Origin of the sequence: Streptomyces sp. NPDC007264 (assembly GCF_042869095.1) — a bacterium.
Classification (GTDB): Bacteria; Actinomycetota; Actinomycetes; order Streptomycetales; family Streptomycetaceae; genus Streptomyces.
The window spans coordinates 59,518-84,358 of sequence record NZ_JBIAFD010000021.1; the positions used below are offsets into that span (position 1 = coordinate 59,518).

General features: G+C 71.7%; 18 protein-coding genes. 13 read left to right on the forward strand and 5 right to left on the reverse strand.

The annotated features are described in order from the left end of the window. Positions 1 to 19 precede the first annotated feature (19 nt). Positions 20 to 1,582 carry a M1 family metallopeptidase gene (locus ACFYMU_RS28900; protein WP_388379184.1) on the forward strand — a complete coding sequence of 521 codons (1,563 nt, stop codon included), beginning with the start codon at positions 20 to 22 and terminating at the stop codon, positions 1,580 to 1,582. A gap of 170 nt (positions 1,583 to 1,752) precedes the next feature. After that, on the forward strand, positions 1,753 to 3,243 hold the full coding sequence (hflX, locus tag ACFYMU_RS28905) for a GTPase HflX (protein WP_388379187.1): 1,491 nt from the start codon (positions 1,753 to 1,755) through the stop codon (positions 3,241 to 3,243). Between the two features lie 205 nt (positions 3,244 to 3,448). Here hflX and ACFYMU_RS28910 read toward each other — a convergent pair whose 3' ends face one another. Both ACFYMU_RS28910 and ACFYMU_RS28915 read right to left on the reverse strand, forming a co-directional pair. Further along, positions 3,449 to 4,645, reverse strand: coding sequence for a trypsin-like serine peptidase (locus tag ACFYMU_RS28910; protein WP_388379190.1), 1,197 nt, complete (start codon positions 4,643 to 4,645; stop codon positions 3,449 to 3,451). Positions 4,646 to 4,833: 188 nt separating this feature from the next. Then, a complete protein-coding gene (locus tag ACFYMU_RS28915) occupies positions 4,834 to 6,060 on the reverse strand; it encodes a trypsin-like serine peptidase (protein WP_388379193.1) in 1,227 nt (408 codons plus the stop codon). 363 nt (positions 6,061 to 6,423) lie between these two features. Here ACFYMU_RS28915 and ACFYMU_RS28920 point away from each other — a divergent pair, with 363 nt between their 5' ends. The 4 genes from ACFYMU_RS28920 (at position 6,424) to ACFYMU_RS28935 (ending at position 13,004) form a co-directional block, all read left to right on the forward strand. Then, a complete protein-coding gene (locus ACFYMU_RS28920) occupies positions 6,424 to 7,899 on the forward strand; it encodes a diaminobutyrate--2-oxoglutarate transaminase family protein (protein ID WP_388379197.1) in 1,476 nt (491 codons plus the stop codon). A gap of 122 nt (positions 7,900 to 8,021) precedes the next feature. Then, positions 8,022 to 10,016 carry an IucA/IucC family protein gene (locus tag ACFYMU_RS28925; protein WP_388379200.1) on the forward strand — a complete coding sequence of 665 codons (1,995 nt, stop codon included), beginning with the start codon at positions 8,022 to 8,024 and terminating at the stop codon, positions 10,014 to 10,016. A 26-nt stretch (positions 10,017 to 10,042) separates the two neighbouring features. Continuing rightward, the gene (locus ACFYMU_RS28930) at positions 10,043 to 10,804 is read left to right on the forward strand and encodes a GNAT family N-acetyltransferase (RefSeq protein WP_388379203.1); all 762 of its coding nucleotides are present in this window, start codon (positions 10,043 to 10,045) and stop codon (positions 10,802 to 10,804) included. Between the two features lie 217 nt (positions 10,805 to 11,021). Then, a complete protein-coding gene (locus ACFYMU_RS28935; RefSeq protein WP_388379206.1) occupies positions 11,022 to 13,004 on the forward strand; it encodes an ATP-dependent DNA helicase in 1,983 nt (660 codons plus the stop codon). A gap of 141 nt (positions 13,005 to 13,145) precedes the next feature. Here ACFYMU_RS28935 and lexA read toward each other — a convergent pair whose 3' ends face one another. Further along, entirely contained in the window at positions 13,146 to 13,925 is a 780-nt protein-coding gene (gene lexA / locus ACFYMU_RS28940) for a transcriptional repressor LexA (protein ID WP_388379209.1), read from the reverse strand. A 519-nt stretch (positions 13,926 to 14,444) separates the two neighbouring features. On the opposite strand from lexA, the gene nrdR reads away from it, so the two are divergent. After that, entirely contained in the window at positions 14,445 to 15,008 is a 564-nt protein-coding gene (nrdR, locus tag ACFYMU_RS28945; RefSeq protein WP_388379212.1) for a transcriptional regulator NrdR, read from the forward strand. Between the two features lie 154 nt (positions 15,009 to 15,162). After that, positions 15,163 to 18,054, forward strand: coding sequence for a vitamin B12-dependent ribonucleotide reductase (locus ACFYMU_RS28950; RefSeq protein WP_388379215.1), 2,892 nt, complete (start codon positions 15,163 to 15,165; stop codon positions 18,052 to 18,054). 99 nt (positions 18,055 to 18,153) lie between these two features. Here the strand turns inward: ACFYMU_RS28950 and ACFYMU_RS28955 are convergent, their stop codons facing one another. Next, positions 18,154 to 18,687 (reverse strand): TerD family protein, encoded by a 534-nt coding sequence (locus ACFYMU_RS28955; protein WP_388379218.1) that lies wholly within the window; start codon positions 18,685 to 18,687, stop codon positions 18,154 to 18,156. Positions 18,688 to 18,840: 153 nt separating this feature from the next. Between ACFYMU_RS28955 and ACFYMU_RS28960 the strand changes: the two genes are divergently transcribed. Beyond that, positions 18,841 to 19,446 (forward strand): YdbC family protein, encoded by a 606-nt coding sequence (locus tag ACFYMU_RS28960; protein ID WP_388379221.1) that lies wholly within the window; start codon positions 18,841 to 18,843, stop codon positions 19,444 to 19,446. A gap of 105 nt (positions 19,447 to 19,551) precedes the next feature. After that, entirely contained in the window at positions 19,552 to 20,211 is a 660-nt protein-coding gene (locus tag ACFYMU_RS28965) for a histidine phosphatase family protein (protein ID WP_388379224.1), read from the forward strand. A 334-nt stretch (positions 20,212 to 20,545) separates the two neighbouring features. Here the strand turns inward: ACFYMU_RS28965 and ACFYMU_RS28970 are convergent, their stop codons facing one another. After that, a complete protein-coding gene (locus ACFYMU_RS28970; RefSeq protein WP_388379227.1) occupies positions 20,546 to 22,093 on the reverse strand; it encodes an MFS transporter in 1,548 nt (515 codons plus the stop codon). Between the two features lie 176 nt (positions 22,094 to 22,269). On the opposite strand from ACFYMU_RS28970, the gene ACFYMU_RS28975 reads away from it, so the two are divergent. The 3 genes from ACFYMU_RS28975 to ACFYMU_RS28985 all read left to right on the forward strand — a co-directional run bounded on the left by ACFYMU_RS28975 (position 22,270) and on the right by ACFYMU_RS28985 (position 24,413). Continuing rightward, entirely contained in the window at positions 22,270 to 22,884 is a 615-nt protein-coding gene (locus ACFYMU_RS28975; protein ID WP_388379229.1) for a TetR/AcrR family transcriptional regulator, read from the forward strand. A gap of 149 nt (positions 22,885 to 23,033) precedes the next feature. Beyond that, entirely contained in the window at positions 23,034 to 23,735 is a 702-nt protein-coding gene (locus ACFYMU_RS28980) for a ribonuclease HII (protein ID WP_388379232.1), read from the forward strand. A gap of 69 nt (positions 23,736 to 23,804) precedes the next feature. Further along, positions 23,805 to 24,413 (forward strand): hypothetical protein, encoded by a 609-nt coding sequence (locus ACFYMU_RS28985; RefSeq protein WP_388379235.1) that lies wholly within the window; start codon positions 23,805 to 23,807, stop codon positions 24,411 to 24,413. Positions 24,414 to 24,841: the final 428 nt, after the last annotated feature.

The window sequence follows — 24,841 nt, forward strand, 5'->3', positions numbered from 1 at the left end:
GCGCTGGTAGCCGTGGTCCATGCCGCACAGCCTCCGCTCCGTCATCCCGCGTGCCCGCCGTACCTCCGTCCCCGTCGTCCCGCGTGCCTGGCGTGCCTGCGTCGTCCCGCGTTCCCGGCGCGCCCGGGCCGCCGTGCTCGCCTCCGCCGTCTCCGGCTGCCTCGTGGCCGCCGGCGCCCCGGCGCCCGCCGTGCCCCTGGGCGTCGGCGACCGGCTCTACCCGGCGCTCGGCAACCCCGGGTACGACGTCCGCTCGTACGACCTGTCCTTCACCTATCCGGGTGACAACAGTGAGCCGCTCACCGCGGTCACCACGATCCGTGCGCGCACCACCGAGCGGCTGGAGCGCGTCAACCTGGACTTCGCGCACGGCACGGTGCAGTCCGTCGCCGTCAACGGGGCGCCCGCGGACTTCGCCACCGCGGGCGAGGACCTGGTGATCACCCCGGTCACCCCGGTCCCCAAGAGGAGCACCCTGCGGATCACGGTGCGGCACACCAGCGATCCCGCGTCCCCGGACGGCCGTGACGGCGGCTGGGTGCGGACCGACGACGGGCTCGCGATGGCCAACCAGGCCGACGCCGCCCATCTCGTCTTCCCGTGCAACGACCACCCGTCCGACAAGGCGATGTTCACCATCCACGTGACCGCGCCGGACGGCTACACGGCCGTCGCCAACGGCCTGCCGGCGGGCAGCGTACGGACCGGCCGGACCACCACGTGGACCTACCGCACCGCACACCCCATGGCCACCGAGCTCACCCAGGTCTCCCTCGGCCGCACCACCGTGCTGCACCGCTCAGGACCCCACGGGCTGGCCCTCCGCGACGTCGTGCCCGCCGCGGACCAGACGGTTCTGCGGCCGTGGCTGGAGAAGACCCCCGCGCAGATCGCCTGGCTGGAGAAGAAGCTCGGACCGTATCCCTTCGAGACCTACGGACTGCTGATCGCGTCGGCGCAGACCGGCTTCGAACTCGAGACGCAGACGCTCTCCCTCTTCGAGAAGGGGCTGTTCACGGAGCCCGCGTACCCGCCGTGGTACGTCGAGTCGGTCATGGTGCACGAGCTGTCCCACCAGTGGCTCGGGGACAGCGTCACCCCCCGCACGTGGTCCGACCTGTGGCTGAACGAGGGACACGCCACCTGGTACGAGGCCCTGTACGCGGAGGAGACCGCCGGCAGGTCCCTGGAGGCGCGGATGAAGGCGGCATACAGCCTCTCGGACCAGTGGCGCGCCGACGGGGGCCCGCCGGCCGCCCCCAGGGCGCCGCGGCGCGGCCAGAAGATCGGCATCTTCCGTGCGAGCGTCTACGACGGTGCCGCGCTCGCGCTGTACGCGCTGCGCCAGGAGATCGGACGTCCCGCCTTCGAGCGACTGGAACGGCTCTGGGTGAGCCGGTACCGCGACCGCACGGTGACCACGGCGGACTTCGAACGCCTCGCGTCCGCCGTCGCGGGACGCGATCTGGGCGGGTTCCTCCGCGGCTGGCTCCACGGGGAGCGGACCCCGCCGATGCCGGGACACCCGGACTGGAGGAGCGGCCCCGTCCAGGCCGCCGGAGCGGCGCGACAAGTCGGATGACGAGACGGGGCGTGCCGTGCGACCATCGTCAGGTCCGCGGCGCGGCCCCCAGGGCGGGTGACCGGGAATCCCCCGGGGTATCCCAGCGTTGTGACCGGTGACGAGTACTGGGCCGTGAAGGGCCCGCGCTCCGTCGCCGCCATCAAGATCCCCATCGACGTAAGGACCCAATGACCTCCTCTTCTTCCCCTTCCCAGGACACCAAGCGCGTTGCGCACGCCTACCCCGAAGGTCTTCGGGCCGATGCCCTGATGGAAGAGGACGTCGCCTGGAGCCACGAGATCGACGGAGAGCGGGACGGCGACCAGTTCGACCGCTCCGACCGCGCGGCCCTGCGCCGTGTGGTGGGGCTCTCCACCGAGCTCGAGGACGTCACCGAGGTCGAGTACCGGCAGCTGCGCCTGGAGCGCGTCGTGCTCGTCGGGGTGTGGACCTCGGGGACCGCGCGGGACGCGGACAACTCGCTCGCCGAGCTGGCAGCGCTCGCGGAGACCGCGGGCGCGCTCGTGCTCGACGGCGTGATCCAGCGCCGCAACGAACCGGACGCGGCGACCTACATCGGCTCCGGCAAGGCCGCCGAGCTGCGGGACATCGTCCTGGAGACGGGCGCCGACACCGTCGTCTGCGACGGCGAGCTCAGCCCGGGCCAGCTGATCCACCTCGAGGACGTCGTCAAGGTCAAGGTCATCGACCGTACGGCCCTGATCCTCGACATCTTCGCCCAGCACGCCAAGTCCCGCGAGGGCAAGGCGCAGGTCGCGCTCGCGCAGATGCAGTACATGCTGCCGAGGCTGCGAGGCTGGGGTCAGTCGCTGTCCCGGCAGATGGGCGGCGGCAGCGGCGGCCTGGCCACCCGCGGTCCCGGTGAGACCAAGATCGAGACGGACCGGCGGCGGATCCGCGAGAAGATGGCGCGCATGCGCCGGGAGATCGCGCAGATGAGGACCGGCCGCGAGATCAAGCGCCAGGAGCGCAGGCGCCACAAGGTGCCCTCGGTCGCCATCGCCGGGTACACCAACGCGGGTAAGTCCTCCCTCCTCAACCGCCTCACGGGCGCCGGCGTCCTGGTCGAGAACGCGCTGTTCGCGACCCTGGACCCGACCGTGCGCCGGGCCGAGACCCCGAGCGGGCGGCTGTACACGCTGGCCGACACGGTCGGTTTCGTCCGGCACCTGCCGCACCACCTGGTCGAGGCGTTCCGCTCCACGATGGAGGAGGTCGGCGACGCCGACCTCATCCTGCACGTCGTGGACGGCTCGCACCCGGCGCCGGAGGAGCAGCTGGCCGCCGTGCGCGAAGTGATCAGGGACGTCGGCGCCACCGACGTGCCCGAGATCGTCGTGATCAACAAGGCGGACGCGGCCGACCCGCTGACGCTCCAGCGGCTGCTGCGGGTCGAGAAGCGCTCCATCGCCGTCTCCGCCCGCACCGGCCGGGGCATCGAGGAACTGCGGGCGCTCATCGACGCCGAGCTGCCCAGGCCGTCCGTCGAGATCGAGGCGCTCGTGCCGTACACGCACGGCAGGCTGGTGGCGCGGACCCACTCCGAGGGCGAGGTGATCTCCGAGGAGCACACCCCGGAGGGCACCCTGCTCAAGGCACGGGTGCACGAGGAACTGGCGGCGGAGCTGGCGCCGTACATGCCGGCCTCCGCGTTCTGACCCACGGCCGCGGCCCACGGCCACGGCCCACGGCGGAAGGGCCCGCTCCCCGAGACAGGGAGCGGGCCCTTCCGCCGTACGTGCCGCCGCGGCGGGGCCGCCCGGGCGAGGTGGCACGGGTACGGCGCAGCCGGTGCGTCGGCCGGCGGCGGAACGGACGCCCGGCGCGCCGACGCGCCGGGCGTGCGAGCCGGAGGCCGACGGGTCACTGACCGCCGTACTGGCGGCTCATGTTCTGGTACAGCGCCTCGGCCTCCTGGCCCAGCTGCGGTCCCGCGAGCCAGGTGTTGTCGGACGGGCCGATCGAGGTGTTCGAGACGAGTTCCGTCTTGCCGTCGACCACCCGGAACCAGCCGCCGCCGGAGGAGCCGCCGGTCATCGTGCAGCCGATGCGGTACATCGTCGGCAGGCCCGGGGACAGCGACAGACGGCCGGGCCGGTCGATGCACTTGAACATCTTCTGGCCGTCGTAGGGCGGAGCCGCCGGATAGCCCCAGGCACCCATCTTCCCGACCTCCGTCGCGGACGGGGCGGAGAAGTCCACGTCGAGGGCGGCGCCGACCGTCTCCTCCAGGGACTTGGTGCCGGACTCGGGCTTCACATGCAGGATCGAGTAGTCGTACGGGGCGCCGGCGCCGCCGGACTCCGAACCGCCCTGGATCCACTCGTTGGTGGTGGAGGCCCAGTCCGCCCACCACTGGCCGTACGGCGCGATCTCGGACGCGGCGGCGTCGGTCAGCTCGGAGGCGGGCCTGCCCTGGTCGTTGTAGGCGGGCACGAACGCGATGTTGCGGTACCAGCCTCCGCCGCCGCCCGCGTGCACGCAGTGGCCCGCGGTCCACACGAGGTTCGACCTGCCGGGATGGTTCACGTCCTTGACGACCGTGCCCGAGCAGACCATCGAGCCCTCGGGGGAGTCGAAGAAGACCTTGCCCACCGGGGCCGCGTGGTCGTGGTACGGGGTCTTCTCGGCCGCGGCCTGCACCGGCGCCGGATCCGGGTCACTCACACCCTGGTCGGCCGACGCGTCCTTCGCCGAGATCGTCTTGTCCGGGTCCTTGGCGGACTTCATCCGCTCGGGCTTCCACAGCCCCTTGATGACCGGGTTGACGAAGTCCTTGGCGGCGCTGAGCCACTTGTCCTTGTCCCAGTCCTTCCAGCCGCCGTTCGCCCACTGGTCGACGTCGATCCCGTGCTTCTTGAGCTTGTCGGCTATGTCGCCGGGAACATGGAGCTTGTCCTGGCCCGACGACGACTGCGAGGCGGTCGAGCCGGGCTTGTCGCCCGCGGCCGTGTCGTCGCCGTTGCAGGCGGTGGCGGTCAGCGCCAGCGCCGCGACGGTGGCGGCGAGAACGGTCCGCCTCGCGCGCCGGAGCGCGAAGGGCGTGGATTGGGAACGCATGCTGCTGTGACCCCCGTGAAAACGTGGTGATGTCCTGTCAGGTGCCGGCGGCGGACGCCGGATGCGGGGCCCGCCCGCAGGCGAGACCCCACTATGCCCGTGCGAAGGGGGACGAACGGCGGGGAGGCGGTGAAGATTCCCGTGAGCCGCCGCGCCGCCGGACGTCCCCGTCCGTCAGGCGCGACGCGTCACTGCGTCGCGAACTTCTTGCTGACCGACTGGTAGACGCCCTTGGCCACCGCTCCCAGCCGCGGGCCGGCCAGCCAGCCCGACGTCACCGGGCCGATCGAGGTGTTGGAGACCAGCGTCGGCTTGCCGTCCGAGCCCGTCTCCACCCAGCCGCCGCCGGAGGAACCGCCCGTCATGGTGCAGCCGATGCGGTACATCGTCGGGTCCGTCTTCGCGAGCGAGAGCCGGCCCGGCTTGTCCTGGCACTGGTACAGCTGCTGGCCGTCGTACGGGGCCGCAGCCGGGTAGCCGATCGCCTTCATGCTGTCGACCTTGGGCACGGCGGGCGCGTCGAAGCCGACGGGAAGGGCCGAACCGACGGTCTCCTCCAGGGACTTGCCGCCGTTGCCCTTCTCCGGAGTCACATGGATGACGGCGAAGTCGTAGGACGCGCCCTGGCCGCCCGTCTCCCCGCCCTGCTCGATCCACTGGTCCGAGGTCTGCGCCCAGTCGCCCCACCAGACGCCGTACGGTGCGAGCTGCTGCTTCGTCGCGTTCTGCAGCTCGGCCGCCGTCTTCCCGGCGTTGTTGTACGCCGGCACGAACGCGATGTTGCGGTACCAGCCGCCCTCCTTGCCCGCGTGCACGCAGTGGCCCGCGGTCCACACCAGGTTGGACTTGCCGGGGTGGGCCGGGTCCTCGACCACGGTCGCCGAACAGACCATGGTGCCGCCGGGAGCGTCGAAGAACACCTTGCCGGCCGTGGGCGCGCTGTCGTGGTACGCGGCCGGCACCGCCTGTGCCTTCACCGGCGCCGGAGTCGGGTCCGTGACGCCCTGGTCGCCCGAGAGGTCGTTGTCGTCGACCCCCTTGTCGGGGTCATTGGCGTCGCGCATCCGGCCCGGGTCCCACAGACCCTTGATGATGGGATTGACGAATTCGTCGGCCTCGCGCAGCCAGTCGTCCTTGTTCCAGTTCTTCCAGGCGCCGTTCTTCCACTTGTCGATGTCGATCCCGTGCTCCTTGAGCTTCCGGCGGATGTCGTCCGGGATCTTGATCTTGTCGTCGCCGGCCGAGGGCGCCGACGCGCTCGTCCGGTCGCTCGCCTTGGTGTCCCCGCCCGGGCCGCACGCCGTCGCGGTCAGTGCCAGCGCCGCGGCGAGGCCGAGTGCCGCCGGAACGGGGGAGATCGCGCGGCGCGCGCCTCTTCCTCGGGCGGCGGCGAAGAGCGGGCGTATGGGTCGCATGGTGTGAACTCCCCCTGGGACGGACCTGTGTGGAGGCGGCGGTGCACGGCCGTCGAGACGTGTGTGTGATCACCGCTTCCACCGAACGGCACCACACACTATGCGGTCGCTGTGGGGGAGTTCCGACGGAACGGCAACGGTTCCGTCACGGCACTGACCACCGGTGCACCTCTGCCGGGGCGGCGACGTCTTCCCCGTCCACGGTCCCCGTCTCCGGTCCCGCCCCCGTCCCGGACCGGCGGGCGGTGATCTCGCCTTCACCCGCTTCCCCGGGGCGTCCGCGTCGTTGGTACGTACGGGCGACCTGCCGTCGGTGCTCAGGCCCTCGCCCATAGCCTCTGGACAGCGGGAGGAACGGACGTCGTGGCCGTGACGGAGACTGCGGTGGTGCCGCTGGACGGCGAGCCGGAAGGGCGCGGGGGAGCGGAGGGGGAGCGCTCGGCCGGTGGGGCGGCGGGCGGAACCGCGGGAGGGCCTGACCCGCACGAGGGCATTCTGCGGCGGCAGTCGGCGCGCGAGTCCGCCGCGCGCACCTATGCGCGCGCCCTGCCGATCGTGCCGGTGCGGGCCCGCGGGCTCACCGTGGAGGGCGCGGACGGGCGCCGCTATCTCGACTGCCTCTCCGGCGCGGGCGCCCTGGCCCTCGGCCACAACCACCCGGTCGTCCTGGAAGCGATCCGGAAGGTCCTCGACTCCGGTGCGCCGCTGCACGTCCTGGACCTGGCCACGCCGGTCAAGGACGCCTTCACCACCGAACTGTTCCGCACCCTCCCGCCCGGCCTCGCCGACCGCGCACGCGTGCAGTTCTGCGGGCCGGCCGGCACGGACGCCGTCGAGGCGGCGCTCAAGCTGGTACGGGCGGCGACCGGCCGGACCGGGCTCCTCGCCTTCACCGGCGCCTACCACGGGATGACCGCGGGTGCGCTCGAGGTGTCCGGAGGCGCGACCGACGTCCGCGTGACCCGCCTGCCGTATCCGCAGGACTACCGCTGCCCGTTCGGCGTCGGGGGCGACCGCGGCGCCGAACTCGCGGCCCGCTGGACCGAGTCCCTCCTCGACGACGACAGGTCCGGTGTCCCCCGGCCCGCCGGCATGATCCTCGAACCCGTCCAGGGGGAGGGCGGGGTCCATCCCGCGCCGGACGCGTGGATGCGCCGTATGCGGAGCATCACCGAGACCCGGTCGATCCCGTTGGTCGTGGACGAGGTGCAGACCGGGGTGGGCCGCACCGGGCGCTTCTGGGCGGTCGAGCACAGCGGTGTGGTGCCCGATGTGATGGTCCTCTCCAAGGCGATCGGTGGCAGCATGCCGCTCGCCGTCGTGGTGTACCGCGACGATCTCGACGTCTGGAGCCCCGGCGCGCACGCCGGCACGTTCCGCGGGAACCAGCTCGCCATGGCCGCCGGCACCGCGACCCTCGCCTATGTGCGGGAGAACCGCCTGGTCGAGCGCGCGGCCGCGCTCGGCACTCGCATACTGGACCAACTGCGCAGGCTGGCCGAGGAGTTCCCGTGCATCGGGGACGTACGCGGCCGGGGGCTGATGCTCGGTGTCGAGCTGGTGGACCCGGAGGCCGTGCCCGGGCGGGCGCCCCTGGACCCCTCGACCGCCGTTCCCCCGGGGGACGGGTCCGGGTCCTGCCCCGCCGCGCCCGCACTGGCCGCCGCCGTCCAGCGGGAGTGCCTGCGGCGCGGCCTGATCGTGGAACTCGGCGGACGGCAGGCGAGCGTGATCCGGCTGCTGCCGCCGCTGACGATCAGTGACGAGCAGACGAACGCGGTACTGGACCGGCTCGCCGACGCGGTGGCGGCGGCGGCCCGGGGGCCCGTCCGCCGCTGAGACCGCCCCGCCCCGCCCTCCGGCCGCCCGCGAGCACGACGCCACCGAGCCCCCGGCCGGGTGCCCCGCCGCACCCGGCGGAACACGCCGGGCGAGCCGGATCGACCTCCCGAGGAACACCCTTGAACGCCACCCCCACCCCCGACCACGAGTCCCGCGCCCCCCAGCGGGAGACCGTCGCGCTCCCGCGGCAGACGACGGCACCACCGGAAGGGGGAGCGCCGCACGAGGAGCACACGCCGCAAGCCCAGCACGCGCCCCACGTGGAGCACACGCCGCAAGCCCGGCACGCGCCCCACGGCACCCTCGCCGACCCCCTGGACCACCCGGACCCGTACGCGGCGGCGGAGGCCGCCACCGTGGAGAATCTGCTGCGCTGCTGGGTCCGCGAGAACGACCTGCCCGCTCCCGCCGACGGCACGCTGTGCGTCCCGCTCCCCGCCAGCGGCACGGCCCTTCTCGCACCGGTCCGCCACTGGTCACCGGCCGGCTGGCACCGATTCGGCCCGCCGCACCTGGCCGACGCACCGGGGTCGGCCCCGCCGGCGGACGCCGTGACCGTGGCCGCCCTGCTGGCGCGCGAGGTGACGGGAACCCACCCTCCGCAGCAGCTCGCGACGGACGGTGCGCGAGGCTCGACGGCAGATGCCGCCCCGGGGCGCGGCGCCGGCCTGGTGGGCCGGGTCGCGGACTCCGTGCTGCGCACCGCCACCTTCATCGCGGAACGCCGCGCGCACCCCGCCGACGAGGGAACGGACCTCTTCCTGAGCGCCGAGCAGACGCTGCTGCTCGGGCACCCGCTGCACCCCACGGCGAAGAGCCGCGAGGGCCTCTCCGACTCCGAGACCCGGCTCTACTCGCCCGAAGTGCGCGGTTGCTTCCCGCTGCACTGGCTGGCGGTCGCGCCCTCCGTCCTCGCCGCCGACTCGGCGTGGACGGAAGGGGGCCGGCCCGTGGCGGCCGACCGGCTGACCGCACGGCTCGTCGGCCCCGGCCTGCCGCTGCCCCGGGGCTTCGCCGCCCTGCCGCTGCACCCCTGGCAGGCGCGCGAGGTCAGGCACCGCCCCGAGGCCGCGGCCCTGCTGGACGCCGGACTGCTGCGGGACCTCGGCCCGCACGGCGAGCGCTGGTACCCCACATCCTCCGTCCGCACCGTGCGCCGCCCGGAAGCCCCCGTGATGCTCAAGCTGTCGCTGGGCCTGCGCATCACCAACTCCCGCCGGGAGAACCTCCGCAAGGAACTCCACCGGGGCGTCGAGGTGCACCGCCTGCTGCGCAGCGGCCTCGGCCGGCAGTGGCAGTCCGCTCACCCCCGCTTCGACATCGTGCGCGACCCCGCCTGGGTCGCCGTCGACGACCGGGACGGCAGGCCCGTACCCGGGCTGGATGTCGTGATCCGCCACAACCCGTTCGCGCCGTCCGACGACGCCTGCTGCGTCGCCGGGCTCGTCTCGCTCCGGCCCTGCGCGCCGGCGGCCGGGGAAGGGCGGCCCGTGCTGCGCTCCCGGCTCGCCGAGATCATCACCCGTCTCGCCCGGCACACCGGCCACTCGTGCGGCGCCGTCGCCACCGAGTGGTTCCTGCGCTTTCTCGAACGGGTGGTGCGCCCGGTGCTCTGGCTGGACGGCGAGGCCGGTGTCGCCCTGGAGGCACACCAGCAGAACACCGTGGTCCTGCTGGACCGCGAGGGCTGGCCCGTGGGCGGCCGCTACCGGGACAACCAGGGGTACTACTTCCGTGAGTCCCGCCGCGCCGAACTCGACGCCCGGCTGCCCGGCATCGGGGAGCACAGCGACACGTTCGTCTCCGACGAGGTCACCGACGAGCGCTTCGCCTACTACCTCGGCATCAACAACGTGCTCGGCCTCATCGGCGCGTTCGGCTCCCAGGGCCTCGCCGACGAGCGGCTGTTGCTCGCCGCGTTCCGGGGCTTCCTCGCCGACACCGCCATCGGGCCCGACCGACTGCGCACACCGCTGCCCGCCCGCCTGCTCGACTCTCCCGTCCTGCGCTGCAAGGCCAACCTCCTCACCCGAGTGCACGACCTCGACGAACTCGTCGGCCCGGTCGACACCCAGTCCGTCTACGTCAGCATCACCAATCCCTTCCGTTCCTGAAGAACCCTTCCGAGAGGAGCGTCGCCGTGCCTCCCACCGATGCGAGCGCCGACACCACCTCCGCCCCCGGCCCCGGCCGTGGTGGTGGCCCCGACGTCGAGGACACCCTCGACCTGCGGCTGCCCGACCGGTTCATGGCGCTCCGCCCGGACGGCGCAGCGGGCCGGACCGGGGCGGACGACGCCGCACCGGCCGCAGCGGCCGCCCACGGGGACGCCGGCCTCCTCGACCACGTCGCAGACTGGGGCACCACCCCCACCCCCGCGGGCGGCCTCCACCTCGTCCCCGTGCACCCGGACCGTGATCTCCCTCTGATCACCCGCTGGATGAACGACCCGGCCGTCGCGGCCTTCTGGGACCTGGCGGGAGACGCGTCGGTGACCGAGCGGCACCTGCGGGCCCAACTCACCGGTGACGGACGCAGCGTCCCCTGCCTCGGCCTGCTGGACGGCACCCCCATGAGCTACTGGGAGATCTACCGCGCCGACCTCGACCCGCTGGCCCGCCACTATCCCGCCCGTCCCCACGACACCGGGATCCACCTCCTCATCGGCGGTGTCACCGACCGCGGGCGCGGCCTCGGCGCCACACTGCTGCGTGCCGTCGCCGACCTCGTCCTCGACCGGCGCCCCTGCTGTGCGCGTGTCGTCGCGGAACCCGACCTTCGCAACACCCCTTCCGTCGCCGCCTTCCTGGGCGCCGGCTTCCGGTACTCCGCCGAGGTCGACCTGCCCGGCAAGCGGGCCGCCCTCATGGTCCGGGACCGGAGCCTGCGCCATCTGCTGTAGATCCATCACTCTCCGTAACGAAACCGGCCGGCGCGCCGGTTCCCGGCCGAGGAGTCACCGTCACCCATTCGCCCGTTCGTGCCGCCCCGCGCCGCCGGTCCCGCTCGGCCTCCCCGGCGCACGCGACCGTGCCCGCTCCCGCACCACCCCGTGAGCGCGTCGGGCGTGACCGGTTCGATCCCCCGTTGTCACTGACGAGCCGTAGGGTGGTCGCGCTATGACGAAGCCCTCACTCCCCGAACTCCTGCATGCCGCCGTCGCAGCCGTCGGCGGCGCGGAGCGCCCCGGCCAGGTGTCCATGGCCCAAGCCGTCGCGGAGGCCATCGACGACGGTTCCCATCTGCTCGTCCAGGCCGGCACCGGCACCGGAAAGTCGCTGGGCTATCTGGTCCCCGCGCTCGCGCACGGCCAGCCCGTCGTCGTGGCGACCGCCACCCTGGCGCTGCAGCGCCAGCTCGTGGAGCGGGACCTGCCGCGCACGGTCGAGGCACTGCACCCGCTGCTGCGCCGCCGACCGGAGTTCGCGATGCTGAAGGGCCGCTCGAACTACCTGTGCCTGCACCGCCTGCACGAAGGCGTGCCGCAGGACGAGGAGGACGGGCTCTTCGACCAGTTCGAGGCCGCCGCGCCCACCAGCAAGCTGGGCCAGGACCTGCTGCGGCTGCGCGACTGGTCCCAGGACACGGAGACCGGCGACCGGGACGACCTCACACCCGGCGTCTCCGACCGCGCCTGGGCCCAGGTGTCGGTGTCGTCCCGGGAGTGCCTGGGCGCCTCGAAGTGCGCGTACGGCGCCGAGTGCTTCGCCGAGACGGCCCGCGAGCGGGCCAAGCTCGCCGAGGTCGTCGTCACTAACCACGCGCTGCTCGCGATCGACGCCATCGAGGGTGCGCCGGTCCTCCCGCAGCACGAGGTGCTGATCGTCGACGAGGCCCATGAGCTGGTCTCCCGGGTCACCGGCGTGGCCACCGGGGAGCTCACCCCCGGCCAGGTCAACCGGGCGGTGCGCCGCGCGGCGAAACTCGTCAACGAGAAGGCCGCCGACCAGCTCCAGACGGCGGCCGAGGGCTTCGAGCGGCTGATGGAGCTGGCCCTGCCCGGCCGCCTGGAGGAGATCCCGGAGGACCTGGCGTACGCCCTCATGGCGTTGCGTGACGCCGCCCGCACGGTGATCTCAGCGCTCGGCACCACCCGCGACAAGACGGTCCAGGACGAGGACGCCGTCCGCAAGCAGGCGCTGGCCTCGGTGGAGAGCGTCCACGACGTGGCGGAGCGCATCACCGACGGCTCCGAGTGGGACGTCGTCTGGTACGAGCGGCACGACCGCTTCGGCGCGTCCCTGCGCGTCGCCCCGATGTCGGTGTCGGGGCTCCTCAGGGAGAAGCTCTTCACGGACCGCTCGGTGGTCCTCACCTCGGCCACGCTGAAACTGGGCGGCGACTTCAACGGCGTCGGCGCGTCCCTCGGCCTCGCCCCCGAGGGCACGGAGGGCGAGGACGTCCCGCAGTGGAAGGGCGTCGACGTCGGCTCGCCGTTCGACTATCCCAAGCAAGGGATCCTGTACGTGGCGAAGCATCTGTCGCGCCCCGCGCGTGACGGCGACCGCGCGGACATGCTGGACGAGCTGACGGAGCTGATCCAGGCGGCCGGCGGTCGCACGCTGGGCCTCTTCTCGTCGATGCGGGCCGCCCAGCTCGCCGCCGAGGAACTGCGCACCCGCATCCCCGAGTTCTCGATCCTCCTGCAGGGCGAGGAGACGCTGGGGGAGCTGATCAAGAACTTCGCCGCCGACCCGAGGACCTGCCTGTTCGGCACGCTCTCCCTCTGGCAGGGCGTCGACGTGCCCGGCCCCAGCTGCCAGCTGGTCGTCATGGACAAGATCCCCTTCCCGCGCCCCGACGACCCGCTGATGAGCGCTCGCCAGAAGGCCGTCGAGGACGCCGGGGGCAACGGCTTCATGGCCGTCGCCGCGACGCACGCCGCGCTTCTGATGGCGCAGGGCGCCGGCCGCCTGGTCCGGGCGTCGGAGGACCGGGGTGTGGTCGCCGTACTGGACCAGCGGCTTGCGACGGCCCGGTACGGCAGCTATCTGAAGGCGTCACTGCCCGACTTCTGGTACACCACGGACCGCAACCAGGTGCGGAGGTCGCTGTCCGCGATCGATGCGGCGGCCAAGGCCGCCGAGGCCGACGAAGCCTGACGACCGGCTCCCGGGTTCTCCCGGGCAGCCGGCCGTCGCACCACGACGACCCCTGGACAGCATGGGGCCCCGGAACCGGCGCAGGGGTCCCGGGGCCCGGATCAGGGGCGGGCGTCGCACGGCCCCGCCCGCCGCGGCGGGTCACACCCGTCGCAGCACCGCCACCACCTTGCCGAGGATCGTTGCCTCGTCGCCGGGGATCGGCTGGTACGCGGAGTTGTGCGGCAGCAACCAGACGTGGCCGTCCTCGCGCTTGAAGCGCTTGACCGTGGCCTCGCCGTCGAGCATGGCGGCGACGATGTCCCCGTTCTCGGCGACGGGCTGGCGGCGGACCGTGACCCAGTCGCCGTCGCAGATCGCGGCCTCGATCATGGAGTCGCCGACGACCTTCAGGACGAAGAGCTCACCGTCGCCGACGAGCTGCCGGGGGAGCGGGAAGACGTCCTCGACCGACTCCTCGGCGAGGATGGGGCCACCGGCCGCGATGCGGCCGACGAGCGGGACGTACGACGCGGCGGGCTTGCCCGCGGTGTCGGTGGGCTGCACGGAGGAGGACTGGTCCGAGCCCCGCACCTCGTACGCACGGGGCCGGTGCGGGTCGCGGCGCAGGAAGCCCTTGCGCTCCAGGGCCATCAGCTGGTGCGCCACGGAGGACGTGCTGGAGAGGCCCACGGCCTGGCCGATCTCCCGCATGGACGGTGGGTAGCCGCGCCGCTGCACAGAGTCCCGGATGACCTCGATCACCCGGCGCTGCCGGTCGGTCAGCCCGGAACTGTCCGCCCGGATGCCTGGAGGTCGGCCGGGCAGCGACCTCTTGGGCCCCGCGGGGTTCGTGGCTTCGTTCATGGCATGCACCGGCTCGAGTCGGCCCTGGGAGCGGTCCTGGGCAGTGATGGTGGCACTGTCTGCGGTGGTGGTCACGTCGGCCCCTCTCGATGGTCTCCCGTGCAGCACAACGGTAGTTGCTTTCGAAAGGTTGCGCCAAACACACGTTCGAGTGAAAATTCGCGAATTATCTGACGCGATCGTGTGTCCAGGTGTATTGGCGTGCGTCGCCGTCGGCGGGCGAAGGTGCTCGTTGCTGTACTCTGCACCGCCGGGGTGATGGCCTTGTGGGCCGCCGTGTCCGGCGACCAGTCTGCCATCCGACGCCCCGCCGGCCGGGTACCGGCCCTCGTCCTCATGTGGTGTCCATCGGATCCGCGCTTGACCCGATCGGGTGTGTCCGCGCGGCACGTGCCAATCCGCCCGACGTGGGCGTGTCGTCGGCGAATGTACGGGCCAATCGCTAGATGTAGTGGTTGGATGGCGGTAGCGGCCCAGAAGTTGTGGTCCCCCTGACTTTCGCGGTCCCGGCGATCGCCTATGCTTGGGGCTGCTTCGAGGGGCCCGTGTGGCCCACGAGGTCAATGAGTCGTGCTGAAAAGGAGGGTTGGAGCCATGCACTGCCCCTTCTGCAGGCATCCCGACAGCCGCGTCGTCGACAGTCGTACGACCGACGACGGCACGTCCATCCGCAGGCGCCGTCAGTGCCCCGACTGCTCCCGTCGTTTCACGACCGTGGAGACGTGCTCGCTGATGGTCGTCAAGCGGTCCGGGGTCACCGAACCGTTCAGCCGCACCAAGATCATCAATGGTGTGCGCAAGGCGTGCCAGGGGCGGCCCGTCACCGAGGACGCACTCGCCCAGCTCGGCCAGCGGGTCGAGGAGGCGGTGCGGGCCACCGGGAGCGCCGAGCTGACCACCCACGACGTGGGGCTGGCCATACTCGGCCCCCTTCAGGAACTCGACCTCGTCGCCTACCTGCGGTTCGCGTCCGTGTACCGGGCGTTCGACTCGCTGGAGGACTTCGAGGCCGCCATCGCGGAACTCAGGGAACACCAGGGGGAGCGTCCGGCCGCGGGCGGCGGCGAGCACGAGAACGCCGCCGCGGAGCGCCGGGAAGCCGATCGCGGGTCCGGAGGGACGGCCGACGTCCCCGTTCCCGCCACCGCTGCCGACTGACGGGACGGCCGGCCCGGGCCGGCCTCGTCGGCGGCGCACCACAGACCCGTCACGCGCGCTCCCGCACGACGCGCGTGGCGAGCGGACACACAACACCGTGCCACGGGAAGAAAAGGGCACTTCAGGGCGTTTTCGCCCGATACAGGGAGGCGGCATGACAGAGACGGCGAGCGGTCCGGCACGAGGTTCCCGAGCGAAGGGCACCAAGGCCAAGGGGCTGCGCATCGAGCGCATCCACACGACCCCCGGCGTGCACCCGTACGACGAGGTCGAGTGGGCGCGCCGTGACGTCGTCATGACCAACTGGCGCGACGGCTCGGTCAACTTCGAGCAGCGTGGCGTCGAGTTCCCCGAGTTCTGGTCGGTGAACGCGGTCAACATCGTCACCAGCAAGTACTTCCGGGGTGCCGTCGGCACCCCGCAGCGCGAGACCAGCCTCAAGCAGCTGATCGACCGCATCGTGAAGACGTACCGGAAGGCCGGCGAGGACTACAAGTACTTCACCTCCCCCGCCGACGCGGAGATCTTCGAGCACGAACTGGCGTACGCCCTCCTGCACCAGGTCTTCAGCTTCAACAGCCCCGTCTGGTTCAACGTCGGCACCCCGCAGCCCCAGCAGGTCTCCGCCTGCTTCATCCTTTCCGTCGACGACTCCATGGAGTCGATCCTCGACTGGTACAAGGAAGAGGGCATGATCTTCAAGGGCGGCTCCGGAGCCGGCCTGAACCTCTCCCGCATCCGCTCCTCCAAGGAACTGCTCTCCTCCGGCGGCAACGCCTCCGGCCCCGTCTCCTTCATGCGCGGCGCCGACGCCTCGGCCGGAACGATCAAGTCGGGCGGCGCCACCCGCCGCGCCGCCAAGATGGTCATCCTGGACGTCGACCACCCGGACGTCGAGGACTTCATCGAGACCAAGGTCAAGGAGGAGGAGAAGATCCGCGCCCTGCGCGACGCGGGCTTCGACATGGACCTGGGCGGCGACGACATCACCTCCGTCCAGTACCAGAACGCCAACAACTCGGTCCGCGTCAACGACACCTTCATGAAGGCGGTCGAGAACGGCGGGAACTTCGGCCTGCGCGCCCGCATGACCGGTGACGTCATCGAGGAGGTCGACGCCAAGGCGCTCTTCCGCAAGATGGCCGAGGCCGCCTGGGCCTGCGCCGACCCCGGCATCCAGTACGACGACACCATCAACCACTGGCACACGTGCCCGGAGTCCGGCCGCATCAACGGCTCGAACCCCTGCAGCGAGTACATGCACCTGGACAACACGTCCTGCAACCTCGCCTCGCTGAACCTGATGAAGTTCCTGAAGGACGACGGCAAGGGCAACCAGTCCTTCGACGTCGAGCGCTTCGCCAAGGTCGTCGAGCTGGTCATCACCGCGATGGACATCTCGATCTGCTTCGCGGACTTCCCGACGCAGAAGATCGGCGAGAACACCCGCGCCTTCCGCCAGCTCGGCATCGGCTACGCCAACCTCGGCGCCCTGCTGATGGCGACCGGCCACGCGTACGACTCCGACGGCGGCCGGGCCCTGGCCGGTGCCATCACCTCCCTGATGACCGGCACGGCGTACAAGCGCTCCGCCGAACTGGCCGCGGTCGTCGGCCCGTACGACGGCTATGCCCGCAACGAGCAGCCGCACCTGCGCGTCATGAAGCAGCACGCCGACGCCAACGCCCGGGCCGTGCGCATGGACGACCTGGACACCCCGGTGTGGGCGGCCGCCACCGAGGCATGGCAGGACGTGCTCCGCGCCGGCGAGAAGAACGGCTTCCGCAACTCCCAGGCGTCCGTCCTCGCGCCGACCGGCACCATCGGTCTGGCCATGGGCTGTGACACCACCGGCGTCGAACCGGACCTCGCCCTGGTCAAGTTCAAGAAGCTGGTCGGCGGCGGCTCGATGCAGATCGTCAACGGCACCGTGCCGCAGGCACTGCGCCGCCTCGGCTATCAGGAGGAGCAGATCGAGGCGATCGTCGCCCACATCGCCGAGCACGGCAATGTGATCGACGCGCCGGGCCTCAAGCACCAGCACTACGAGGTCTTCGACTGTGCCATGGGCGAGCGCGCCATCTCCCCGATGGGCCACGTCCGCATGATGGCCGCGATCCAGCCGTGGATCTCCGGCGCCATCTCCAAGACGGTCAACATGCCGGAGTCGGCGACCGTCGAGGAGGTCGAGGAGATCTACTTCCAGGCCTGGAAGTTGGGCATCAAGGCGCTCGCGATCTACCGCGACAACTGCAAGGTCGGCCAGCCGCTCTCCGCCAAGAAGAAGGAGCCGGCCGAGAAGCAGGCGGAGGTGGCGGCCCCGGCGGCCAAGGCCGAGAAGGTCGAGAAGGTCGTCGAGTACCGCCCGGTCCGCAAGCGCCTCCCGAAGGGCCGTCCCGGCATCACCACGTCGTTCACCGTCGGCGGCGCCGAGGGCTACATGACCGCCAACTCCTACCCGGACGACGGACTCGGCGAGGTCTTCCTCAAGATGTCCAAGCAGGGTTCGACCCTCGCGGGCATGATGGACGCCTTCTCGATCGCCGTCTCGGTGGGCCTGCAGTACGGCGTGCCGCTGGAGACGTACGTCTCGAAGTTCACCAACATGCGCTTCGAGCCGGCCGGTATGACGGACGACCCGGACGTGCGGATGGCGCAGTCGATCGTCGACTACATCTTCCGCCGGCTGGCGCTGGACTTCCTGCCGTTCGAGACGCGCTCCGCGCTCGGCATCCACTCCGCCGACGAGCGCCAGCGCCACCTGGAGACCGGGTCCTACGAGCCGGCCGACGACGAGGTCGACGTGGAGGGCCTGGCCCAGTCGGCCCCGCGCGCCCAGGAGCTGAAGGCGATCGCCACCCCCAAGGCCGACACCGCGGCGGCCAAGCCGGCCCCGCAGCAGGCGCACACCAGCGCCGAACTGGTGGAGATGCAGATGGGCATCCAGGCGGACGCCCCGCTGTGCTTCTCCTGCGGCACCAAGATGCAGCGAGCGGGTTCCTGCTACATCTGCGAGGGCTGCGGCTCGACCAGCGGCTGCAGCTGACCCGGGCCCCTGGAGGGCGGCGCGGCCATCGGCCGTGCCGCCCTTCGGCGGTGCGTCCCTGCCGGGAGCCCGCGTCTGCGGTGGTCTCCCCGGGGGCGTTCAGGCGTCCTGCGGGCTGCCCATGACGCGGACGAAGCCGGCCGGGTCGGTGTCATAGCCGTGGATGCCCGGTCGGTACGCCCACTCGCCCGAGGCGTCGCGCACGAACTCGGCCACGGTCGCCGCCGTCGCGCCCAGCACGCCGCCGAAGTCGTCCTCGGCCAGGACCGTGTAGCCCTCGCGCAGGCGCAGTCCCGGGTTCAGCACACCGACGAAGGTCCTGCGGCCGGTGCGCTGCTGGATGACGACGCCGGCCACCACGCGCGCGTACCGCCTGTCGAGCCGGTGGAGTTCGAGCGTCATGACCTCGTCCCAGCCGAACCCCTTGCCGTCCACGCTGTCGCGGTTGAGGTTGATGGTGCCGTCGGGGGAGCGGTTGTCGAAGTGCACGAGATAGGCCGGATCCCCGTACGGATCCTCCGCCAGATAGGTCGCGGCCACGATGTCGAGATCGGTGGGCGGCTGCCCGGCCGGACTGGGATCCCATTTCACCGCCAGTTCCACCTTGCGCACGCCCTTGTTGAGACCGCTCACCCCGTCCCCTCCCCGTAGTCAAGTGGCCCTCTGTACGAACTCCGGTGTCGGGAGAGCCAGTTGTCCATTGTGCCTCGTACGCGGGGGTGCTCGCCCGGGTGTACTCCACCGGAGCGTGACCAACGCCACGCACGGGGGCCTTACGATGGCGCGGTGCTGGTCAAGTGGATTCGCTGCACCGTGGTGGACCGCCGCGGTTTCGAGCGGGGGCAGCGAAAGTGGGCGGGGCTTCTGGGGGAGCCGGGCTTCCGGGGACAGGGCGGGGGCTGGAGCCGGGCGAGGCCCGGTGTGGCGCACATCTTCGCGTTCTGGGAGAGCCGTGCGTTCTACGACTCGTTCATGGCGCGTTCCCACGACCGGCTGGCCGCGTCGCAGTCGGGCACCTTCAAGGGCCGGCAGGTCAGGCTCTTCGACCACCGGTTCGACGTGAAGACGGGATTCGAGCCCCGGTTCACGGACGCCGACCTGGTGCGCGTCGCGCACTGCCGGGTCCATGAGGAGCGGGCCGAGCACTTCGCCCTGATGCAGGAGAAGGTCTGGAACCCGGCCATGGCCGGCTCACCGGGCATGATCCGCGGACTGTTCGGCGAGGCGCCGGGTCATGAGTTCATGATCCTCTCGATGTGGCAGTCGGCCGCCGAGCACGGCAAGTACCGCGAGGAGCGGGTGGAGCGCCTGGCACTGAGGGCGCAGACGGAGGCGGACGTCGCGGCGCTCACGGGCGACATCGTGGATCTGGAGCCCGGCTGGACCGTGTGAGTTTGGAAACCGGATGGAGTCGGTGAGGGTGGTTCGAGTGTGACCTGCGCCGTATGGGCGGCTCTCGAGTGCTCGTTCGGGCGTCACCCGATCTAGGGTTTCGGCATGGCACGACCACGGCGCATCGTCCTTGTCCGGCACGGCGAGTCGGTGGGCAATGCCGATGACTCCGTGTACGAACGCGAGCCGGACCACGCCCTGCCGCTCACCGAGAGGGGATGGCGGCAGGCGGAGGAGACGGGAAAACGACTGCGGGAGATCTTCGGCCGGGAGCGCGTCAGCGTGTACGTCTCCCCCTACCGCCGTACCCATGAGACGCTCCACGCCTTTCACCTGGACCCCGGGCGCGTCCGGGTCCGGGAGGAGCCCCGGCTGCGCGAGCAGGACTGGGGCAACTGGCAGGACCGCGACGACGTACAGCTCCAGAAGGCGTACCGGGACGCGTACGGACACTTCTTCTACCGCTTCGCCCAGGGCGAGTCCGGCGCCGACGTGTACGACCGGGTCGGCGGCTTCCTGGAGAGCCTGTTCCGGAGCTTCGAGGCCCCGGACCACCCGCCGAACGTGCTCCTGGTGACCCACGGCCTGGCCATGCGGCTGTTCTGCATGCGCTGGTTCCACTGGACCGTCGCGGAGTTCGAATCGCTCTCGAACCCGGGGAACGGCGAGACGCGCATGCTCGTCCTCGGGGACGACGGCAAGTACACCCTCGACCGGCCGTTCGACCGCTGGCGCGACCCGGAGCCCTACTGGATCACCGGATAGGGCGGCAGGGCGATGGGCCGGCGTTTTGTCCTCCGCCGGGCGACCGGAGCGCGCCCCGGCCGGCCTGCGCGGGCCGACGGTGGGGTACGCGCTCCGCGCACGGTCCCTCGCGGCTGGTAGCCATGCGCTGCTCACGCGCCGCGAGCTGCCGCCGTACCCCCTGCGGTGGGCATCGTGCCGCGGGGCGGCCGCGTCGGTGCCTTGGCGTCGCGCTCAGGGCGCGCCCAGGGCGCGCTTCGAGCGGTCCCGAGCGGTCTTCGGGCGCTCTCTCCGGGTCGGCGGCGGTTCGCCTGCCTCCGGCCGCAGGACCGGAGGCAGGGGAGGGGCGGGATGCTCAGCCGCCGGCCGGTCCCGCCGTGCCGGACAGCGCCTCCAGGTCGCTCTTGCGGACGCGGATGACCACCGCGGCCGTGACCAGGGCCAGTGCGGCCATCGCGGCGGCCGGTACGAACGCCGTCGAGATGCCCTGGGCGAGGACCTCGTGGCCCCAGGGGGCCGGCATCTGGTGGGTCCTGGCGAACTCCGCCTTCTGCTCGGCCGTACCGCTCGCCAGGAACCGCGGTATCTGCTTGTCGGCCTCGTCCCGGCTGGCCGTTCCGAAGACGGTGGTCAGGATGGACAGGCCCAGCGATCCGCCCACCTGCTGCGTGGTGTTCAGCAGACCCGACGCCGCACCCGCCTCGTGCTGGGCGACGCCGGAGACCGCGGTGAGCGTGAGCGTCACGAAGTTCAGGCCCATGCCGAAGCCGAACAGGAGCATCGGGCCGAGCACTCCTCCGGCGTAGGAACTGCCGGGATCGATGAGCGTCAGCCAGCCGAGTCCGAGCACGACGAGCGTCGTCCCGACCAGCATGAACGGCTTGGGGCCGAGGACCGGCAGGAACCGCTGGGAAAGCCCGGCGCCGGTCACGATCGCGACCGTCACCGGAAGGAAGGCCACGCCGGCCGAGATCGGGCTGTAGCCGAGCACGTTCTGCACGAAGAGCACGATGTAGAAGAACATGCCGAACATCGCCGCGGCCAGGCTCAGCATGATCACGTACGTGCCGGACCGGTTGCGGTCGGTGAACATGCGCAGCGGCGTGATCGGCTCCCTGGCCCGCGTCTCGATGAGGGCGAAGGCCAGCAGCAGCACCACGGCCGCCCCGAAGGACCCGATGGCGAGGCTGTCCCGCCAGCCCTCCTCGGCGGCGCGGATGAAGCCGTACACCAGGGACGCCATGCCGGTCGTCGAGGTGAGCGCGCCCGCGATGTCGAAGCGTCCGGGGTGGCGTTCCGACTCGTTGATGTACCGGGGTGCGAGCACGGCGATCAGCACACCGATGGGTACGTTGACGAAGAGGACCCAGCGCCAGTCGAGCCACTCCGTGAGCATGCCGCCGGCCAGCAGGCCGACCGCGCCGCCACCGGCCGAGACGGCCGCGAAGACTCCGAAGGCCCGGTTGCGCTCCGGGCCTTCGGAGAAGGTGGTGGTGATGAGTGCCAGCGAGGTGGGTGACGCGATCGCGCCACCCATGCCCTGCAGGGCGCGTGCGGCGAGCAACTGCCAGGGTTCCTGGGCCAGTCCGCCGAGCAGCGAGGCGAAGGTGAACAGCAGGATGCCCGTCATGAAGACCCGGCGCCGGCCGAGGATGTCACCGGCCCGGCCGCCGAGGAGCAGCAGGCCGCCGAAGGTGAGGGTGTACGCGCTGACCACCCATGTCAGGTCGGTCGTGCTGAACTTCAGCGCGTCTTGAATGTGCGGGAGGGCGATGTTCACAATCGTCGCGTCGAGTACCACCATGAGTTGGCAGGCCGCGATGACGGTGAGCGCGATGCCGGGATGCCCCTCCCGGCGGGCGGCTCCTGGCTTCTGTTCCTGGATCAACGGAGAGGTTGTCACTATGGGTCCCCCACAAGTGTGTTAGTGAACGCTCGCGTTCACTGTCACGTCGAACGGTAGTGAGTCCCCTTCAGTGAACGCAAGCGTTCACTGACTTCATTGCCGTGCGGCACCGCTCGACCGCTCACCGCCTTACCCGAACCCCCCGCCTCCCCATGCCCAACGGAGATACACAGATGGGTACTTCGTCCCCGACGGCCCCCTCCGCTCAGTCGGCTTCCCTGCGCCGGCGTGGTGCCGTGCTCGAGCGAGCGATCCTCGATGCCGCGCTGGAGCAGCTCAGTACGGTCGGCTGGAACGGCCTCACGATGGAGGGCGTCGCCGCCGGCGCCCAGACCGGCAAGGCCGCGGTCTACCGTCGCTGGCAGTCCAAAGAGGATCTTGTCGTGGACGCGCTGCGGGCCGGTCTGCCGCGCTTCGACGAGGCGCCCGACCTCGGGAGTGTGCGGGAGGACCTTCTCGCGCTGTGCCGGCGGGCGCGCGACGCCATGTACTCGCGCCCCGGGTTCGCGCTGCGCTCGGTGATTCACGAATGCGACACCATGCAGGCCGAGCGCTTCCACGGTGTGATCTACCAGAGGGTCGTGGAGCCCACCATAAAGCTGCTGCGCGAGGTCATCGACCGTGGAATCCTGCGGGGAGAGGTGCGCCGCGACGCTGCCAACGGATATGTCTACGACGCCGTCCCGGCCATGATGATGTACCGCTCGAAGATGTGCGGGAGTGAATGGAGCGACCGGGACATCGAGGAGATGGTCGACCAGTTGATGACCCCGCTGCTCCGGCCGTAGCGGGGCCGTGGCGGGGTCGCGGCGGGGCCCGCCCGGGAGTGGACGGCGGTGCCGCCCCGGCCCGGGAACGGGGCGGCATCGGGGCAACCCGTCGCCCGGGGAAACCGGGGTGTCGCACGGTGATCCCGGCGGCGTACGCTAGGGGCGCCATGCCGTACGAACCCCCTACCCACACCGTCGAGCGCTCCCTTCGCGCAACGACCGGAGCGAAGGTCGTCGCCGGCGTCGACGAGGTGGGACGCGGCGCGTGGGCCGGCCCCGTCACCGTCTGCGCGGCGGTCACGGGCCTGCGCCGACCGCCCGAGGGCCTCACCGACTCCAAGCTGCTCACCGTCAAGCGGCGCACCGAGCTCGCCGGGGAGCTGGAGGCGTGGGTGACGGCCTACCGGCTCGGTCATGCCTCCCCCGAGGAGATCGACGACCTCGGGATGACGGCCGCGCTGCGGCTCGCGGCGGTACGCGCCCTGGAGGCGCTGCCCGTCCGGCCCGACGCGATCATCCTCGACGGGAAGCACGACTACCTGGGGACGCCCTGGAAGGTCCGTACGGTGATCAAAGGCGACCGGTCGTGCGTGGTGGTCGCGGCGGCCTCGGTGATCGCCAAGGTTCACCGCGACAAAATGATGGCCGAACTGGGCATCGACCATGCAGACTTCGGTTTTGCGGCCAACGCCGGGTATCCGTCACCCGTCCACAAGGCCGCACTGGAGGAGCGGGGCCCCACCCCGTACCACCGTTTGTCGTGGGCGTATCTTGATGCGCTGCCCCAGTGGCGGCACCTCAAGAAGGTCCGCAACCGGGCGGACGGAAGCGTGCCGGAAATCGAGGGCCAGCTCGGCTTCGACTTCTGACCCGTTCCGCTCGCACTCATGTGCCACCCGCCGACGCGAGTCGCACCGGCGTTTGATAGATATCAGCTCATGCCTCTCATTCCCGAGGAGCCTCAGATTCACGAGAGTGCCCAGGGTCCCCGCGCCACCCCGGCCAGCGGCCGTACCGCGCCGACCCCCCGTCCCGTACCCGGGCCCCGCCCCGCGGCCCCGGCGCGCCCCGGCCGTCCGGGCCCCCGGCCGGTGCCGGCTCAGCGCACCACGCGCGAACCGGCCACGCCCGAGCCCGGCCCGTCCACTCCCTCCGCGACCCCGCAGATCCAGCTGATCCCGGCCTCGGCCGAGGGTGCCCTGGACGCCGCCGAGGAAGCCGTCGACCTGCTGCTGGAGTCCGGCCGTGGCCCGGGCGACGTGCTGGTGATCACCACCGGCGCGCCGCACCCGTGGGCCGCGCACGAACTGTCCTTCGGCGAGGCCGCCTACTGGGCGCAGCACGACGCCGGCGACGACGTCTTCTACGCCGATGCCTCCGTCGTGTCCCGCGCCACCGCCCGCTCGGTGGTCGTGGTCGCCGTCAACGGCGGCGCGGACACCACCGTCGCCACCGCGCTTCCGCTGGCGCTCGCCAGGGCGGGTGCCCTGCTGATCGTGTGCGGCGACCCCGAGCAGATCAACTCGGTGCTGGGCGCGGGCGTCTGAGCGAACCGGAGCCGGTCCGGTTCGCTCCCGCTCGGCCGTCCGCCGCGCCGAAGGCCCTGGCCGGACGTCCGGCCGGGCACTGACCGGGTCGGCGGTGCCGTGTCGTCGGTACCGGTACGGCGGTCGCTTCCGCATGCCCTCCCACGAGGCGCCCGGCCCGGTTCCGCTGCCTCGGGGCGGGCGAGACGCGGCAGCGTGGCCTCCGGACCCGGCCGTCCGCGAACGCACGGCGCCCGACCGGGAGCGGCAGGCGCCGACCGGCACAGTGCCCGCGCCGTGTTCCCCGGGGCCCTGCCCCCGCCGCGCGGCGCCGCCCCGGAGCCCGGTCGCACCTCACACCGCCGAATCGCCGCCTCACACGACTCGACGGCGCCGCGCCGCCGAGGACGCCGAGCGGGCGAAGCCGCCGAGCGGGCGAGGCCGCCGCA